General features: G+C 71.3%; 15 protein-coding genes. 5 read left to right on the forward strand and 10 right to left on the reverse strand.

Features of this window, described 5'->3' with window-relative positions; all coding sequences use genetic code 11:
- Window positions 1-55 precede the first annotated feature (55 nt).
- The 7 genes from era to hrcA form a co-directional block, all read right to left on the reverse strand.
- Entirely contained in the window at window positions 56-1,099 is a 1,044-nt protein-coding gene (gene era, locus HGBR_RS01445) for a GTPase Era (RefSeq protein ID WP_019157555.1), read from the reverse strand.
- The gene (locus HGBR_RS01450) at window positions 1,096-2,370 is read right to left on the reverse strand and encodes a hemolysin family protein (RefSeq protein WP_019157556.1); all 1,275 of its coding nucleotides are present in this window, start codon (window positions 2,368-2,370) and stop codon (window positions 1,096-1,098) included. Before HGBR_RS01450 ends, era begins: the two co-directional genes overlap by 4 nt.
- A gap of 3 nt (window positions 2,371-2,373) precedes the next feature.
- On the reverse strand, window positions 2,374-2,856 hold the full coding sequence (gene ybeY, locus HGBR_RS01455) for an rRNA maturation RNase YbeY (protein ID WP_019157557.1): 483 nt from the start codon (window positions 2,854-2,856) through the stop codon (window positions 2,374-2,376).
- Window positions 2,853-3,857: a PhoH family protein gene (locus tag HGBR_RS01460; RefSeq protein WP_083882683.1), complete on the reverse strand. Its 1,005-nt coding sequence runs from the start codon at window positions 3,855-3,857 to the stop codon at window positions 2,853-2,855. The genes ybeY and HGBR_RS01460 overlap by 4 nt, the downstream gene beginning before the upstream one ends.
- Window positions 3,858-3,931: 74 nt before the next feature.
- Window positions 3,932-4,756 carry a 16S rRNA (uracil(1498)-N(3))-methyltransferase gene (locus HGBR_RS01465; protein ID WP_019157559.1) on the reverse strand — a complete coding sequence of 275 codons (825 nt, stop codon included), beginning with the start codon at window positions 4,754-4,756 and terminating at the stop codon, window positions 3,932-3,934.
- Complete coding sequence (gene dnaJ / locus HGBR_RS01470) at window positions 4,753-5,868, reverse strand: molecular chaperone DnaJ (protein WP_019157560.1); 1,116 nt, start codon at window positions 5,866-5,868, stop codon at window positions 4,753-4,755. The genes HGBR_RS01465 and dnaJ overlap by 4 nt, the downstream gene beginning before the upstream one ends.
- Before the next feature lie 69 nt (window positions 5,869-5,937).
- Entirely contained in the window at window positions 5,938-6,948 is a 1,011-nt protein-coding gene (gene hrcA, locus HGBR_RS01475) for a heat-inducible transcriptional repressor HrcA (RefSeq protein WP_019157561.1), read from the reverse strand.
- A gap of 159 nt (window positions 6,949-7,107) precedes the next feature.
- On the opposite strand from hrcA, the gene HGBR_RS01480 reads away from it, so the two are divergent.
- Window positions 7,108-7,995, forward strand: a complete 888-nt coding sequence (locus HGBR_RS01480; RefSeq protein WP_019157562.1) for a DUF3097 family protein — start codon at window positions 7,108-7,110, stop codon at window positions 7,993-7,995.
- A gap of 65 nt (window positions 7,996-8,060) precedes the next feature.
- On the forward strand, window positions 8,061-8,555 hold the full coding sequence (locus HGBR_RS19200; protein WP_019157563.1) for a DUF4870 domain-containing protein: 495 nt from the start codon (window positions 8,061-8,063) through the stop codon (window positions 8,553-8,555).
- A gap of 30 nt (window positions 8,556-8,585) precedes the next feature.
- Here HGBR_RS19200 and hemW read toward each other — a convergent pair whose 3' ends face one another.
- Entirely contained in the window at window positions 8,586-9,824 is a 1,239-nt protein-coding gene (gene hemW, locus HGBR_RS01490; protein WP_019157564.1) for a radical SAM family heme chaperone HemW, read from the reverse strand.
- A 2-nt stretch (window positions 9,825-9,826) separates the two neighbouring features.
- A complete protein-coding gene (lepA, locus tag HGBR_RS01495; RefSeq protein WP_019157565.1) occupies window positions 9,827-11,692 on the reverse strand; it encodes a translation elongation factor 4 in 1,866 nt (621 codons plus the stop codon).
- Between the two features lie 88 nt (window positions 11,693-11,780).
- Between lepA and HGBR_RS01500 the strand changes: the two genes are divergently transcribed.
- From HGBR_RS01500 to rpsT, 3 genes are all read left to right on the forward strand, one after another.
- Complete coding sequence (locus HGBR_RS01500; RefSeq protein WP_019157566.1) at window positions 11,781-12,611, forward strand: endonuclease/exonuclease/phosphatase family protein; 831 nt, start codon at window positions 11,781-11,783, stop codon at window positions 12,609-12,611.
- 10 nt (window positions 12,612-12,621) lie between these two features.
- On the forward strand, window positions 12,622-13,335 hold the full coding sequence (locus HGBR_RS01505; protein WP_019157567.1) for a type II toxin-antitoxin system PemK/MazF family toxin: 714 nt from the start codon (window positions 12,622-12,624) through the stop codon (window positions 13,333-13,335).
- Between the two features lie 211 nt (window positions 13,336-13,546).
- On the forward strand, window positions 13,547-13,813 hold the full coding sequence (rpsT, locus tag HGBR_RS01510) for a 30S ribosomal protein S20 (RefSeq protein WP_019157568.1): 267 nt from the start codon (window positions 13,547-13,549) through the stop codon (window positions 13,811-13,813).
- Window positions 13,814-13,899: 86 nt separating this feature from the next.
- On the opposite strand, the gene holA is transcribed toward rpsT, so the two are convergent.
- Window positions 13,900-14,889, reverse strand: a complete 990-nt coding sequence (gene holA / locus HGBR_RS01515; protein WP_019157569.1) for a DNA polymerase III subunit delta — start codon at window positions 14,887-14,889, stop codon at window positions 13,900-13,902.
- Window positions 14,890-14,895 lie beyond the last annotated feature (6 nt).

The following is a 14,895-nucleotide window of genomic DNA, read 5'->3' on the forward strand; positions in this document are numbered from 1 at the left end:
GCGTCAAGCATACAGATTCCCAGCATCCTGACAGGACGCACGGATGGGACGCGGGTCAGGCGAAGTCGAAGCCCAACCGTCCCAGCGCCTTGGGATCGCGCTGCCAGTCCTTGAGGACCTTGACGTGCAGGTCGAGGTACACCGGTGTGCCCAGCAGTGCCTCGATCCCCCGGCGGGCCTGCGAGCCGATCTGCTTGAGGCGGGAGCCGCCCCGCCCGACGATGATCGCCTTCTGACTGGGGCGCTCGACGTAGACGTTCACATGGACGTCCCACAGCGGCTTGTCGTCCGGCCGACCCTCGCGCGGATTCATCTCCTCGACCTGCACGGCCAGGGAATGGGGCAGCTCGTCGCGCACGCCCTCGAGCGCGGCCTCCCGGACCAGTTCCGCGACCATGACGGCCTCGGGCTCGTCCGTGAGGTCGCCGTCCGGGTAGAGCGGCGGCGACAGCGGCAGGTGGGCGGACAGGACGGCGTCGACCGTGTCGACCTGGAAATCCTGGACGGCGGACACGGGGACGACGTCCGCGAAGTCGCCCAGCTGCGCGGTGCGCAGGAGGGCCGCGCCCACCTCGTCCTTCGAGACCCGGTCCGTCTTCGTCACGAGCGCGACTACGGGCGTGCGTCCGGCGAACTGCGCCAACTGCTGGGCGATGTAGCGGTCACCGGGTCCGGGCTGCTCGTCCGCGGGGACGCAGAAGCCGATGACGTCGACCTCCGCGAGCGTGCCCGCGACGAGGTCGTTGAGCCGCTCCCCCAGCAGGGTCCGCGGACGGTGGAGGCCCGGGGTGTCCACGAGGATGAGCTGGTGGTCGTCACGGTGCACGATGCCGCGGACGGTGTGCCGCGTGGTCTGCGGCTTGTCCGAGGTGATCGCCACCTTCTCCCCCACGAGCGCGTTCGTGAGTGTCGACTTGCCCGTGTTGGGCCGGCCCACGAGGCACGCGAAGCCGGCGCGGTACGTGTCCGGGTAGTCCGTGCGGAATCCGCCCGAGGTCCCCAGTGCCTGCGCGATCCGGTCGTCGAGCGACTGCGCCGCGTCCTGCCCGGTGTCGTCCTGCTCCGTCCGGTCTGATCCTGTCTGGTCCGTCATCGTCATGCCTCCTGGGTGGTCCTGTCGCGGGCGCCGTCCACGCGCACCCGGGTGATCCTGTGCCGTCGTCCCTCACCGGGCAGCGCCTCGAGGCGCAGCCCGGCGATCCGCGCGTGCGCCCCTGCGATCGGGACGCGTCCCACGAGCTTCTGGAGGAGGCCGCCCACGCTCGAGACGTCCTCATCCTCGATCTTCACGTCGAAGAGCTCGGCCAGGTCGTCGATGTCCATGCGCGCGCTCACGATCGCCGAACCGTCCTCCTGCCACACGGCGTCGTCGCTCACATCGTATTCGTCGTCGATCTCGCCCACGATCTCCTCGACGATGTCCTCGATCGTCACGATGCCGGCGGTGCCGCCGTACTCGTCGACGACGACCGCCACGTGGGTGTTGCGCGCCTGCATCTCGTGCAGCAGGTCGTCGACCTGCTTCGTGTCCGGCACGAACCGAGCCTCGCGGGCGAACCCGTCCACGACCTCGGCACTGAGCTCCGGCCGCATGTGCAGCTGCCGGGCGATGTCCTTGAGGTAGAGGAAGCCGCGCACGTCGTCAACGTCCTCGCCGGTCACGGGCACCCGGGAGAACCCGGAGCGCAGGAACAGGACCATCGCGTCGTCGAGCGTCGTGCCCGTGCTCACGGACACGAGGTCCGTCCGCGGGACCATGATCTTCCATGCGCGCGTGTCGCCCAGCGAGATGACGTTCGCGATCATGGTCCGCTCGTCGTCCTCGATGACGTCCGACGCCTGCGCCCGGTCCACGTAGTCCAGCAGCTGCGACTCGGACAGCGGTGCACCGCCGCCGCTCACGCGGGCCGGGGTCAGCATGTTGCCCAACCACACGAGGACGAGGGCGACGGGACCCAGCGCGGTGCGCAGGCCGGAGACCAGACCGCCCAGCAGCAGTGCGGTCTGGAGCGGGTAGTGCCGGGCGACGTTGCGCGGGGAGACCCCCGCGACGACGAACACCGCGACCGAGGCCGTCACGACGGTGCAGACGACGGCCTCCCAGCCCACATCGAACACCTGCAGGTACGCGTAGGCGATGAAGACGGTCGCGAGGGCCTCCGTGAACTGGCGGAGGAACGTGAGGACGTACGTGTGGACGAGCGGGTCGGCCACGACCCGCTGGAGCCGGACGGCACCGCGGCGGCCCTCCTCGTGCGCGTCGTCGATGTCGCTGCGGGAGACCGTCGCGAAGGCGGATTCCGCCGCGGCGAAGACGGCGGCGACGCTCAGGCAGACGAGGGCGGCCAGGAAGCCCAGTGCGATCGTCACGCCTCAGGCCTCCGTGGGCCGGGGCGCGTTGGTGCGACCCGGCTGGGTCGCGGCGAGGAACGTGAGCAGTAGTCGACGCTGCAGGCCGAACATCTCCGCCTTCTCGTCCTCCTCCGCGTGGTCGTACCCCAGCAGGTGGAGGAGGCCGTGCGTCACGAGGAGCAGCACCTCGTCCAGCAGGCTGTGCCCCGCTGCGGCCGCCTGCTCCGCCGCCACGTCCGAGCAGACGACGATGTCGCCCAGCACGCCCGGCTCCGCATCGTCGCCGGGACGCAGCTCGTCCATGGGGAAGGACATGACGTCCGTGGGCCCGTCGAGGTCCATCCACTGCACGTGGAGGTCCGCCATGGGCCCGGGCTCCACGAACCGGACGTAGACGTCCGCATCCGGGTGGATCCGCATCTGGGCGCACACGTGCGCCGTGAGCGCGCGGACCGTCTCGAGGTCGATCCCCGCCCCGGACTCGTCGGTGATCTCGATGGTCATGAGCGGCCTCCCGAGGCGCCCGTCCACAGGTCGTACGCGTCCACGATCGCGGACACGAGTGCGTGCCGGACGACGTCCTTGCTGGTGAGTGTGCAGAACGCGATGTCGTCGACGTTCTGGAGGATGCCCTGGACGATTCGCAGGCCGCTGGTGGTGCCGTGCGGCAGGTCGACCTGGCTCGTGTCGCCGGTCACGACCATGCGCGAGCCGAAGCCCAGCCGGGTCAGGAACATCTTCATCTGCTCCGGCGTCGTGTTCTGCGCCTCGTCGAGGATGACGAACGCGTCGTTGAGGGTGCGGCCGCGCATGTAGGCGAGCGGGGCGACCTCGATCGTCCCGGACTCCAGCAGACGGGGGATCCGCTCCGGCTCGAGCATGTCGTGGAGCGCGTCGTAGAGGGGCCGCACGTACGGGTCGATCTTCTCGTTGAGGGTGCCCGGCAGGAATCCCAGCCGTTCCCCGGCCTCGACCGCGGGGCGGGTCAGCACGATGCGGGAGACCTCGCGGGCCTGCAGGGCGTTGACCGCCATCGCCATCGCGAGGTACGTCTTGCCGGTGCCGGCGGGTCCCAGGCCGAACGTGATCGTGTGCTGGCGGATCGCACGAACGTACTCGTGCTGGCCGAAGGTCTTGGGCCGGACGGTGCGGCCGCGGGAGGACAGGATGCCGGTGCCCAGCATCTCCGAGGCCGCCCCCGCGGACGGGTCGATCTGCCCCACCCGCGTCACCGTGTCCGGATCGATGAGGGCACCGGCGGCGACCATGCGCTTGAGCTCTCCGATCGTGCGGACCAGGACGGACACGGACTCCTCCGGTCCCGTGAGTGCGACGTCGCGCCCGCGCACATGCACGTCGACGTCCGGAGCCAGCTTCTCGAGGGCGACGAGGTTCGCCTCCGCGGGTCCGAAGAGGGAGACGAGGTCCAGCGATTCCGGCAGAGCCAGGCGGACCGTCGTGGGGCCGGGCGTCTGCGCGGCGGGTGCGGCGTGGTCGGTGTCCAGGGGGTGTCCTTCCGGGATGAGTGCCTGTGCCCTGCAGTCTACCGGCGATCGGGAGTGCGGATCAGGCGCGCCGATCAGGGTCGCGGGGAGCGCCAGCGGCCCAGCGCCGCCTGCACGAGCGCGATGCCCGCCGGGCCCGCGCTCGAGGCGCGCAGGACGGTCCGGCCCAGCAGCACCGGGGTGGCCCCCGCATCCGCGAGCGTCTCGATCTCCTGCGGTGCGATACCGCCTTCGGGCCCCACGACCAGCACGATGCGGTCGGGCACCGCATCCGGCGCACCGGCGAGCTCGTCGAGCACGTCCGCCAGGTGCAGCTGAGCCTCCTCGTGGAGGACGAGCACCCGATCACCGGCGTGCAGACGCGGGCCCAGCGCGCCGCCGCGGGCCAGCGGCTCGAGCTCCGGGGCGAGTGCCCTCCGGGACTGCTGCGCGGCGGTGTCGAGCAGCGATCTCCACTTCGCCTGCTGGCGGTCCTCCTTGGCGGCCGGCCACGCGGCGATCGACCGCGCGGCGGCCCAGGGGATGACGCGGTCGACGCCCATCTCCGTCGCGGATTCGATCGCCTGCTCGTCGCGCCCGGATTTCGCGAGCGCCTGCACGAGCACGAGCTCCGGACGGCCCGGCTCCTCGCGGGTCGCCTCTCGCACCCGCGCCGTGAGCGGTGCGTCGTCCTCACCGCGCCGCCTGCCGCGGCGCCGGCCGTCCGCCGGATCGTCCGGGGGCGTGGCAGGCGCCAGCACGCAGCGCAACCGCTGACCGGCGCCGTCGACCAGGTCGAACTCCTCGTCCGCCGCGATCCGGGTGACCCGGATGTGGTGTGCGACGGAACCCGCGACGCGGACCTCGTCACCCGTCGCCGCCTGCGGCAGGGACCGGTCGAGGAAGACGGGACGGCTCATCGGCCGGCCAGTCGCTCCCGCAGCCGGGAGAACGGTCCGTGCTTGGTCTCGCCCGCGCTGCCGGTGGGCGCTGTCTCGTCGCGCGCCTCCGCCAGCTGCCGGAGGAGGTCGCGCTGCTGGGCGTCGAGGGCCGTGGGCGTCTCGACCGCCAGGGTGACGAACAGGTCGCCGCGACCCTCGCGGCGCAGCTGCTGCGCGCCCAGGCCGCGGACGCGGATCGTGTCGCCCGTCTGCGCTCCCGCCTTCACTTCGATGCCCTGTTCGCCGTCGAAGGTCTCCAGTGGGATCGTGGCGCCCAGCGCGGCCGCGGTCATGGGGATCGTGAGCGTGCAGCGCAGGTCCGAGCCGTCGCGGGTGAAGACCGGGTGCTCCTCGACGATGACCTCGAGGAAGAGGTCGCCGCGCGGGCCGCCGCCGGGGCCCACCTCGCCGCGGCCGGCCAGCTGGATCCGGTTGCCGTCGCGGACGCCGGCGGGGACCTTGACCGTGATCGTCTCGTTCGCGCGCACGCGGCCGTCGCCGTGGCAGTTCTGACAGGGGTCGTCGATGACGGTGCCGTAGCCGCCGCACTTGGGGCACGTCTGGTTCGTCACCATCTGGCCCAGGAGGGTCCGGGTCATCTGCTGGACGGAGCCGTGGCCGTCGCACACCGTGCACGTCGAGACGCGGGTGCCGGCGCGCGTGCCCTCGCCCTCGCACGTGCCGCACAGGTCCGCCGTCACGATCTCGACGTCCGCCGTGCCGCCGAAGGCCGCGGTCCGCAGGTCGATGTGCAGCGCCACGAGCGCGTCCTGGCCGCGCCGCACGCGCGACGCCGGCTGCGGGCGCCCGCCGCCGCCCCCGCCGCCGAAGAAGGTCTCGAAGAGATCGGAGAAGCCGCCGAAGCCGGCACCACCGGCCGCCTGGCCGTTCTCGCCGCCGCCCAGGTCGTAGTTGCGCCGCTTCTGCGGATCGGACAGGACGTCGTACGCCCGCGACACGGCCTTGAACTCATCCTCGTGTCCCGGGTTCACGTCCGGGTGGAGCGTGCGCGCCAGCTTGCGGTAGGCCTTCTTGATGTCGGCATCGCTGGCGTCGCGGGAGACGCCCAGGGTCTCGTAGTGGTCACTCACCGGTGTCGGTTCTCCTAGTGCGCGGTCGGCGCGATCGGTTCGTTCTTCGTGGGCACGCGGGGTGCCGGATCAGTCGTTGAGGATCGTGGAGATGTACTTCGCGACGGCGCGCAGCGCCGCCATCGTCGTGGGATAGTCCATGCGTGTGGGCCCCACGACGGCCATGCGCGCCTCCACGCCCTCCGCAACGTAGTTCGTGGCGACCACGGATGTCGAGGCGAAGGTGTCGAGGGGATTCTCCGCGCCGATGCTGACGGCGACATCAGGACCGGGTGCCGCCATGGTCGACAGGAGCCGCAGGAGGACGACCTGCTCCTCGAACGCCTCGAGGATGGGTCCCATGTGCTCGCCCAGTTCACGACCCGCCCGGGCGAGATTGGCGGTGCCCGCCATGACGAGTCGCTCCGTGTGGAACCCGCGGGACAGGTCCGCCAGCACGGTCCCCAGTGCGGTCGCCGGGCCCCGCAGCTCCGGGCGCGCCTCGACCGTCCCCACGAGGACGGGGACATCGCCCACCGCCGCGTCGACGAGGTGCGCGAGGAACAGCGCGCGCAGGGCCGCGACCTCGTCCGCGCTCACCGCGCGTCCGGTGTCGACGAGCCGCTGCTCGACCTGGCCGCCGTCCGTGATGAGGACGACCAGCAGGCGTGACGGGGCGAGGTCGACGAGCTCGATGTGCCGCACGCGGGCGCGCGAGAGCCTGGGGTACTGCACCATCGCCACCTGGTGGGTCAGCTGCGACAGCAGCCGGACGGTGCGGTCCAGGACGTCGTCGACGTCGACCGGATGCTCGAGCACCCGGGCGACCGCGCGCTTCTCCGCCGCCGAGAGCGGCTTGATCTCGTCGATCCGGTCGACGAAGGCGCGGTACCCCTTGTCCGTGGGGATCCGGCCGGCGGACGTGTGAGGCTGGGCGATGAGGCCCTCCTGCTCCAGTGCCGCCATGTCGTTCCGGATCGTGGCCGATGACACACCCAGACGGTGGCGGTCGACGAGCGCCTTCGATCCCACGGGTTCGTTCGTGGACACGTAGTCCTCGACGATGGCGCGGAGAACGCGCGCGCGACGATCGTCGTTCACCTCTCCACCTCCACTGCGTCTCCTCGCCTCCGCCGCTGCTGGGGCGGGGCGGATCTGGCACTCGCTGCGTCTGAGTGCCAATGATACTCCCCGCCACGGACGTCCTCCACCTCGGCGCGCCTGCCCGGCCCGGCCGCAGGCCGTCGCTACCCTGACCGGATGTCCTTCCACGATCGTTACGGCTCCGATGTGCTCTCCGGGGGGCGGACGCACGCACGCCCCTCCCTCCCCCGCGTCCCCGCGCGGCCCGGCCTCGTCGTCGAGGTGGTGGAGACCGGCTACGTGGGCGCGATCGTCCGCGTCGAGAAGGCCGCAGGCGGCTTCTCGATGGTCCTCGAGGACCGCCGGGGGACGCGCGTGTCGTTCCCCCTGGGTCCCGGGTACCTCATCGACGGGCGACCGTGCGAGCTGACCCGGCCGGGACCTCGGGCGCAGTCCCCCGCCGCAGGCGGCACCGCCGGCACAGCACCCGGGCGCACGGCCAGCGGTTCGCGCCGGGTGGCGGACGCACGGGCCCGGGTGGCCCGCGGATCCCGCATCTGGGTCGAGGGCAAGCACGACGCGGAGCTGGTCGAGCGGATCTGGGGCGACGACCTGCGGATCGAGGGCGTCGTCGTGGAACCGCTGGGCGGGCTCGACGACCTGCCGGACCGGATCGCGGAGTTCGGTCCGGACGCGCAGCACCGGGTGGGCGTGCTGGCCGACCACATGGTGACCGGGACGAAGGAGTCGAAGCTGGCCCGCCGCGTCATGGACGACCCCGCGTGGAAGGGGAACGTCCGCGTGATCGGGCACCCGTACGTCGATGTGTGGCAGGCGGTGCGGCCCGCGGTCGTGGGCATCGAGGCCTGGCCCCGGGTCCCGCGCGGCGAGGACTGGAAGACGGGCGTCCTGCGGCGGATCGGCTGGGACCACGCCGACCACCGCGACGTCGCCCGCGCATGGGTGCGGATCCTGCGCTCGGTCACGACGATCGCGGACGTGGAGCCGCAGCTGTCGGGGCGAGTGGAGGAGCTCATCGACTTCGTGACGGTCAACCGGCACTGACGCCCGCCGGCGAGGTCTGCGAGACTGGTCGCACACCCGCACCTCCCCACTCCGCAGGAGCCGCCGTGAGCGTTCCCCCTCCCCACACCGGACCCCACTCGCACCAGCCCGGACCCCACTCGCACCAGCCCGGTCCGCAGTCGCACGGTCAGCAGCCGTTCGGCGGGCCCGCGGCCCCGCCGCTGCGCGGACCGCACCCGGACGCCGCCTACGGGACCGGATCCGCACAGTACTGGCGGTCGTCGCAGGACGACCGGTCGATGGCGGTGCTCACGCACATCGGCGCGCTCCTCATCAGCGCGGTCGTCCCGCTCATCATGTTCCTCCTCAAGAAGGACGAGTCCGCGTTCATCCGCGAGCAGTCGCGCCAGTCGCTCAACCTGCAGATCATGATCCTCATCGCGGGGTTCGTGTCCGGCCTGCTCATGTTCGTGATCGTCGGCTTCATCCTGCTGCCGCTCGTCGTCATCGCCGCCTGGGTGTTCCAGATCATCGCGGCCGTCAAGGCCTACAACGGCGAGTGCTACCGGATGCCCTTCACCTTCGACTTCGTCCGCTGAGGCGACCGGGTGGCCTGAAGGAGACGGCCGTCAGTCCGTCTGGAGATGGTCGGACAGGGTCCGCACGATGCCGTCGGCCAGGAGCCGGCCGGTCCGGGTGAGGTGGATCCGGCGGGTCCGGAGGGTCTCCGGTGCCAGCAGCCCGTCGGCCAGCATCCGCGCGATGTGCGGTCGTGCCCCGTCGGTCAGCCCGTCCAACGGATACGCCCCGTCGATGCGCACCGCCAGCATGAGGTCCTCGAGCGCCCGCGTGTGCGCGTCGAGCACCTCGCGTCCCACGGACGGGGAGTCGCCGCCGTTCAGCCGGTCGGCCCAGGCCCGCGGGTGCTTCGCGTTCCACCAGCGGACGCCGCCCACGTGCGAGTGCGCCCCCGGTCCGTACCCCCACCAGTCGGCGTTGCGCCAGTAGGCGAGGTTGTGCCGGCAGCGCGTCTCCTCCGCGGTGGAGAAGTTGCTCACCTCGTACCACGTGAGGCCGGCCTGCCGCAGCAGGTCGTCCGCCAGCTCGTACTTCTCAGCGAGATCGTCCTCGTCCGGCATGGGCAGCAGCCCGCGCCGCACCTGCGCGCCCATGCGGGTGCCCGGTTCGACGATGAGCGAGTAGGCGGACACGTGGTCCGGCTCCAGCTCGAGCACCGCCTCCAGACTGGTCCGCCAGTCCTCGAGCGACTCCCCCGGCGTGCCGTAGATGAGGTCGAGGCTCACGCCCAGGCCCACCGCGCGCGCGGCGGCGACGGCCGCCCCCACGCCGGCGGGGTCGTGGGTGCGGTCGAGAGTCCGCAGCACGTGCGGCACCGCGGACTGCATGCCGAAGGAGACGCGGGTGAAGCCCGCCTCCCCGAGGACGGCCAGCGAGTCCCGGGTGACGCTGTCCGGGTTCGCCTCCGTCGTGACCTCCGCGCCGGGGGCCAGGCCGAACCCGTCCGTCAGGTCCTCCAGCACTCCGGCCAGGACAGGGGCGGGCAGCAGCGTGGGAGTGCCGCCGCCGAAGAAGACGGTGTCGAACGGGCGATCTGCCAGTGGCGAGTCCGCGAGCACCCGCTCCGACACCGCGATCTCGCGGGCCAACTGCTCGCGGTAGTCCTCGCGGTTCGCGCCGGGGCCCAGCTCGTCCGCCGTGTACGTGTTGAAGTCGCAGTAGCCGCAGCGCACCCGGCAGTAGGGCACGTGCACGTAGGCGCTGAACGTGTCCGCGCCCGCGCGTCGCAGCGCGTCCTCCGGCAGTGCGCCGTCGAGCGGCGGGGCGTCCCCCTCCGGCTGGGCGGGCACCGCTACTTCTTGTCCGACGAGGGTGCCTCGTCGGAGGACAGCGCGGCGATGAAGGCCTCCTGCGGCACCTCGACGTTGCCCACCATCTTCATGCGCTTCTTGCCGGCCTTCTGCTTCTCCAGCAGCTTGCGCTTGCGGCTGATGTCGCCGCCGTAGCACTTGGAGAGTACGTCCTTGCGGATCGCGCGGATGGTCTCGCGCGCGATGATGCGGGAGCCGATCGCGGCCTGGATGGGGACCTCGAACTGCTGACGCGGGATGAGCCCGCGCAGCTTCCCGGCCATCTGCACGCCGTAGCCATACGCCTTGTCCTTGTGGACGATCGCGGAGAATGCATCGACCTGGTCGCCGTGCAGCAGGATGTCGACCTTGACGAGCTCGGAGGTCGCCTCGCCGTCGTCCTGGTAGTCAAGAGATGCATATCCCTTCGTCCGGGACTTGAGCGCGTCGAAGAAGTCGAAGACGATCTCCGCCAGCGGCAGCCGGTAGCGCAGCTCGACGCGGTCCTCGGAGAGGTAGTCCATGCCCAGGAGGGACCCGCGCTTCGACTGGCACAGCTCCATGACGGCGCCCACGTAGTCGCTGGGGGTGAGGATGGTCCCGCGCACCATGGGCTCGTGGACCTCCTTGATCTTCCCCTCCGGGTACTCGGACGGATTCGTGACGATGTGCTCCGTCCCGTCCTCGGTGATGACCCGGTACACGACGGAGGGCGCGGTGGAGATGAGCGAGAGGTCGAACTCGCGCTCGAGCCGCTCGCGGACGATCTCCAGGTGGAGGAGGCCCAGGAAGCCGCACCGGAAGCCGAAGCCCAGCGCGGTCGACGTCTCCGGCTCGTACGCGAGCGCCGCATCGTTGAGCTTCAGCTTGTCGAGCGCGTCCCGCAGCACGGGGTAGTCCGAGCCGTCGATGGGGAACAGGCCGGAGAACACCATGGGCTTGGGCTCCGAGTAGCCGGCGACGGGCGCGTCCGCGGGCTTCTGGGAGTTCGTGACGGTGTCGCCCACCTTCGATTGGCGCACGTCCTTGACGCCGGTGATGAGGTAGCCCACCTCGCCCACGCCCAGTCCCTTCGCGGCGACCGGCTCCGGGGACGAGACACCGATCTCCTGCAGCTCGTAGGACGTTCCGGTCGACATCATCGTGACCTTCTCGCGGTGCGAGAGCCGCCCGTCGACGACGCGGACGTAGGTGACGACGCCGCGGTAGGTGTCGTAGACCGAGTCGAAGATCATGGCGCGCGAGGGAGCGTCCGCGTCGCCCACCGGGTGGTCGATCTCCTGGACGATGCGGTCGAGGACGCCCTCGACCCCCTCTCCGGTCTTGCCGGACACCCGCAGCACCTCGTCCGGTTCCGCGCCGATGAGGTTCGCCAGCTCCTCCGCGTACTTCTCCGGCTGCGCGGCGGGCAGGTCGATCTTGTTGAGGACGGGGATGATCGTGAGATCGTTCTCCATCGCCAGGTAGAGGTTGGCGAGCGTCTGCGCCTCGATGCCCTGGGCGGCGTCGACCAGCAGCAGGGCGCCCTCGCACGCGGCGAGCGAGCGGGAGACCTCGTACGTGAAGTCGACGTGGCCGGGCGTGTCGATCATGTTGAGCGCGTACGGGGTCCCGTCGACCTCCCACGGCATGCGGACGGCCTGCGACTTGATCGTGATGCCGCGCTCGCGCTCGATGTCCATCCGGTCCAGGTACTGCGCGCGCATGTCGCGCGGCTGGACGGCCCCGGTGATCTGCAGCATCCGGTCGGCGAGCGTCGACTTGCCGTGGTCGATGTGGGCGATGATGCAGAAGTTCCGGATCAGTTCCGGTGCGGTCGCCGCGACGTCGATCCGCTTCCGCGCGTCAGCGCTCACCTGAGGTGCCATGTGGTTCCCGAAGTCCTCTCATCAGTCTCAGAGGTGCATTCTCCCATGTTCCCCCCGCCACCGCGAACGCGCGCGCTACGCTCGCATCATGGCTCTGCTCCCGCCGCGCGGCCGCGCACTGTCCGTCATGACCGCGAACCTCCGCTATCCGGCCCGGGACCGGCATCCCTGGGCGCAGCGCCTGCCCGCCTGGGTCGACCTCCTCACCCAGGAGACCCCGCACCTCGTGGGCACGCAGGAGGGGACGATCGAGCAGCTCGACGCCCTCGTCGCAGCGCTGCCGGAGCGCTACGCGTGGACGGGTGAGGGGCGGGCCGGCGGCGATGCCGGCGAGTTCACGGCGGTCCTCTTCGACGCGCAGCGCCTGGACGCCCGGGCCGTCGACGTCCGCTGGATCTCCGAGACGCCGGACGTGCCGGGATCCCGCTCGTGGGGGTCCTCGCACCCGCGCACGATCACGTCGGTGGATCTGCGCGACCGGGTGGGCGGGCACCTGCTGCGATTCATCAACGTCCACGTCGACCACCGGTCGGAGCGGGCGCGTCCGCACGCGGCGCGCATGCTGCGCGAGCTGGTGGTCCAGGCGGCGGCGGACGGCGCCCAGGCCGTCGTGACGGGGGACTTCAACGTCGACCAGGAGCACGACCTCCACCGCCTGCTCGTCTCCGACGGCCTCGTGTCCGACGCCGTCGACACCGCGCCCGAGGCCGGGGTCGCCGATGCGGACGTCGACACCTTCCACTTCTACCGGGGTGTGCGGCGCGGGGGACGTCGGATCGACTGGATCCTCCACACCCCGGGCCTGCGGACCCTTGCGGTCGCCCCCAACACCCGCGCACCCGGCGGTGTCTTCCCCAGCGACCACTTCCCTGTCCAGGCGCACCTCCAGTGGGCCGCGGACGTCCCCGGCGCCGAGTAGGCTTCGGAACATGGATTGGAAGCGTCTCGCCCAGAAGGCCGTCCGCTCCGGCGTGCGTCAGGGCATCAACCAGCTGCGCCGGTCCGGCAGGGACACGACGGCGCTCACCGTCGTCGACTCGCTGCTGCGGGAGAGCCCGCGCGCCGGACGGCCGGACCCTTCCCCCGCCCCGCCGCGGAACCGGCGGCAGGCGGAGCAGCCGTCGGAGGGCGCCCGGTCCGGGTCGCCACGGAAGGCACCCCGCGAGGATTTCGGGAAGGCCCGCAGCGCGTCGCGCCACAAGCCCTCACAGCGGTTCCCCAAGCGCCCCGACGGCGGGTACCCCGGCGACTACCGCGGGCCCATCCGTCCCGTCTACACGCCGGACCTGGACGGCGATGCGGATCCCGGCGAGATCGTCTGGGCGTGGGTGCCGTACGAGGAGGACCACTCGCAGGGCAAGGACCGCCCGGTCCTCATCATCGGCAGGGACGGGGCATGGCTGCTGGCCCTCATGCTCACGAGCAAGGACAACGTCCCCGGCGGCGTGGGCGACGTGCGGGACGATGAGCACGGCACGCCCTACATCAACGTGGGCACCGGCGACTGGGACGCGCAGGGCCGTCCGTCGGAGATCCGGCTGGACCGGATCATCCGCATCGAGCCCACCGCTGTCCGGCGAGAGGGCGCGATCATGCCGATGGACCGCTTCTCGCGTATCGTCGCAGCGATCGACGCGGGGTGACGGACTCCGCGCCGGCACGCCGCCCTCGAGTGGAGCGCGCGGCGCGGATCCTGTAGGATCGTCTGCTGTACGTCCGCCGTGGTGAGTGTCTCATCGTTGGTCGGGCGGACGTCACCACCCACTGTGGTCGGCCGGTGTTTCCCCGCTGGTCCGACGTCGACGGCGGGTGAGCCCTCACGACCATGCATCACCGCACGAAAGAGTATCGACGTTGGCAAACATCAAGTCGCAGATCAAGCGCAACCTCACGAACGAGAAGGCGCGACTCCGCAACCGCGAGGTCCGCAGTGAGGTGAGGACCGCGATCCGCTCGCTGCGCGCGCAGATCGCAGCCGGCGACGCCGCTTCCGCACAGACCGCACTCCAGCACGCCTCGCGCAAGCTGGACAAGGCCGTGTCGAAGGGCGTTCTGCACAAGAACAACGCAGCCAACCGCAAGTCGAGCCTGGCGAAGCAGGTCAACGCGCTGGACGTGTGATCCTGCAGACCCGCTCACGCGGTCGGACGGGCCCGTTCCTCTGAGGAGGAGCGGGCCCGTCCGCATTCATCGGACGCGGGGTGGCATCACCGCACGCGGGACAGCCGGCAGACGGTCGCCACGAGATGCTCGACCGCGTAGACGGGATCGCGTCCCCCGCCCTTGACGGCCTCGTCCGCCTGGGCCGCGGCCAGGATCGCCCGACCCAGCGCGACGGAATTCCACGCCCGCGATTCCCGCCGGGCGCGATCGACCTGCCACGGTGCCATGCCCAGCTCCGAGGCGAGTGAGCCGGAGGACCCGGACAGGCCCTCTATCTTCGCGAGGTTGCGCAGCTTCATCGCGACCGCGGCGACGACGGGGACGGGATCCGCACCCGTCGCCAGCGCGTGGCGCAGGAGGGAGAGCGCCTCCCCCGTCCGGCCTGCGGTGGCGGCGTCCGCGACCTTGAAACCGGTCGCTTCGATCCGGCCACCGTAGTAGGCGTCGACGACCGCCGCGTCGACGGTGCCGGTCGTGTCCGTCAGCAGCTGGCGGACCCCGGCATCCAGCTCCGAGAGGTCCGACCCCAATGCGTTCATGAGGGCGGCGAGTCCCTCCGGGGTGAGGGTCCGCTCTGCCCGTGCGAAGGCGTCCTTCGCGTACGCCGCGCGGTCCGCCTCGCTCTTGAGGACGCCCACGTCCACGGTGGGGGCGCCCGCCGCCGCGATCGCCTTGAGCAGTTTCGCTCCCCGCTGCCCGCCCCGATGCTCGAGGACAACGACCATGTCCGGGTTGGGGTCCTCGACGTAGGCGAGGGCGTCCTTCAGGAAGTCATCGCTCATCGCGGCCAGATCGTCGACGAGGATGAGGCCGTGCGCGGAGAAGAGCGACGGCGCCGCCGCATTCACGAGGGCACCGGCTTCGTAGGAGGAAGCACTCAGGCGCACCGGCTCGACGTCCGGGTGCTTCCGCGTCACGGTCTGCATGATGCGGGTCCGTGCGTTGCGGATGAGCACGTCCTCTCCCCCGGACAGGAGGACCAGGGGTGCCGGTGCCGCGCGGTGCCACGCGATCGTCGTCTTCTTCGCTGCCACGGGTCC

Source organism: Brevibacterium senegalense (assembly GCF_000285835.1).
In the GTDB taxonomy this organism is placed as follows: Bacteria; Actinomycetota; Actinomycetes; order Actinomycetales; family Brevibacteriaceae; genus Brevibacterium; species Brevibacterium senegalense.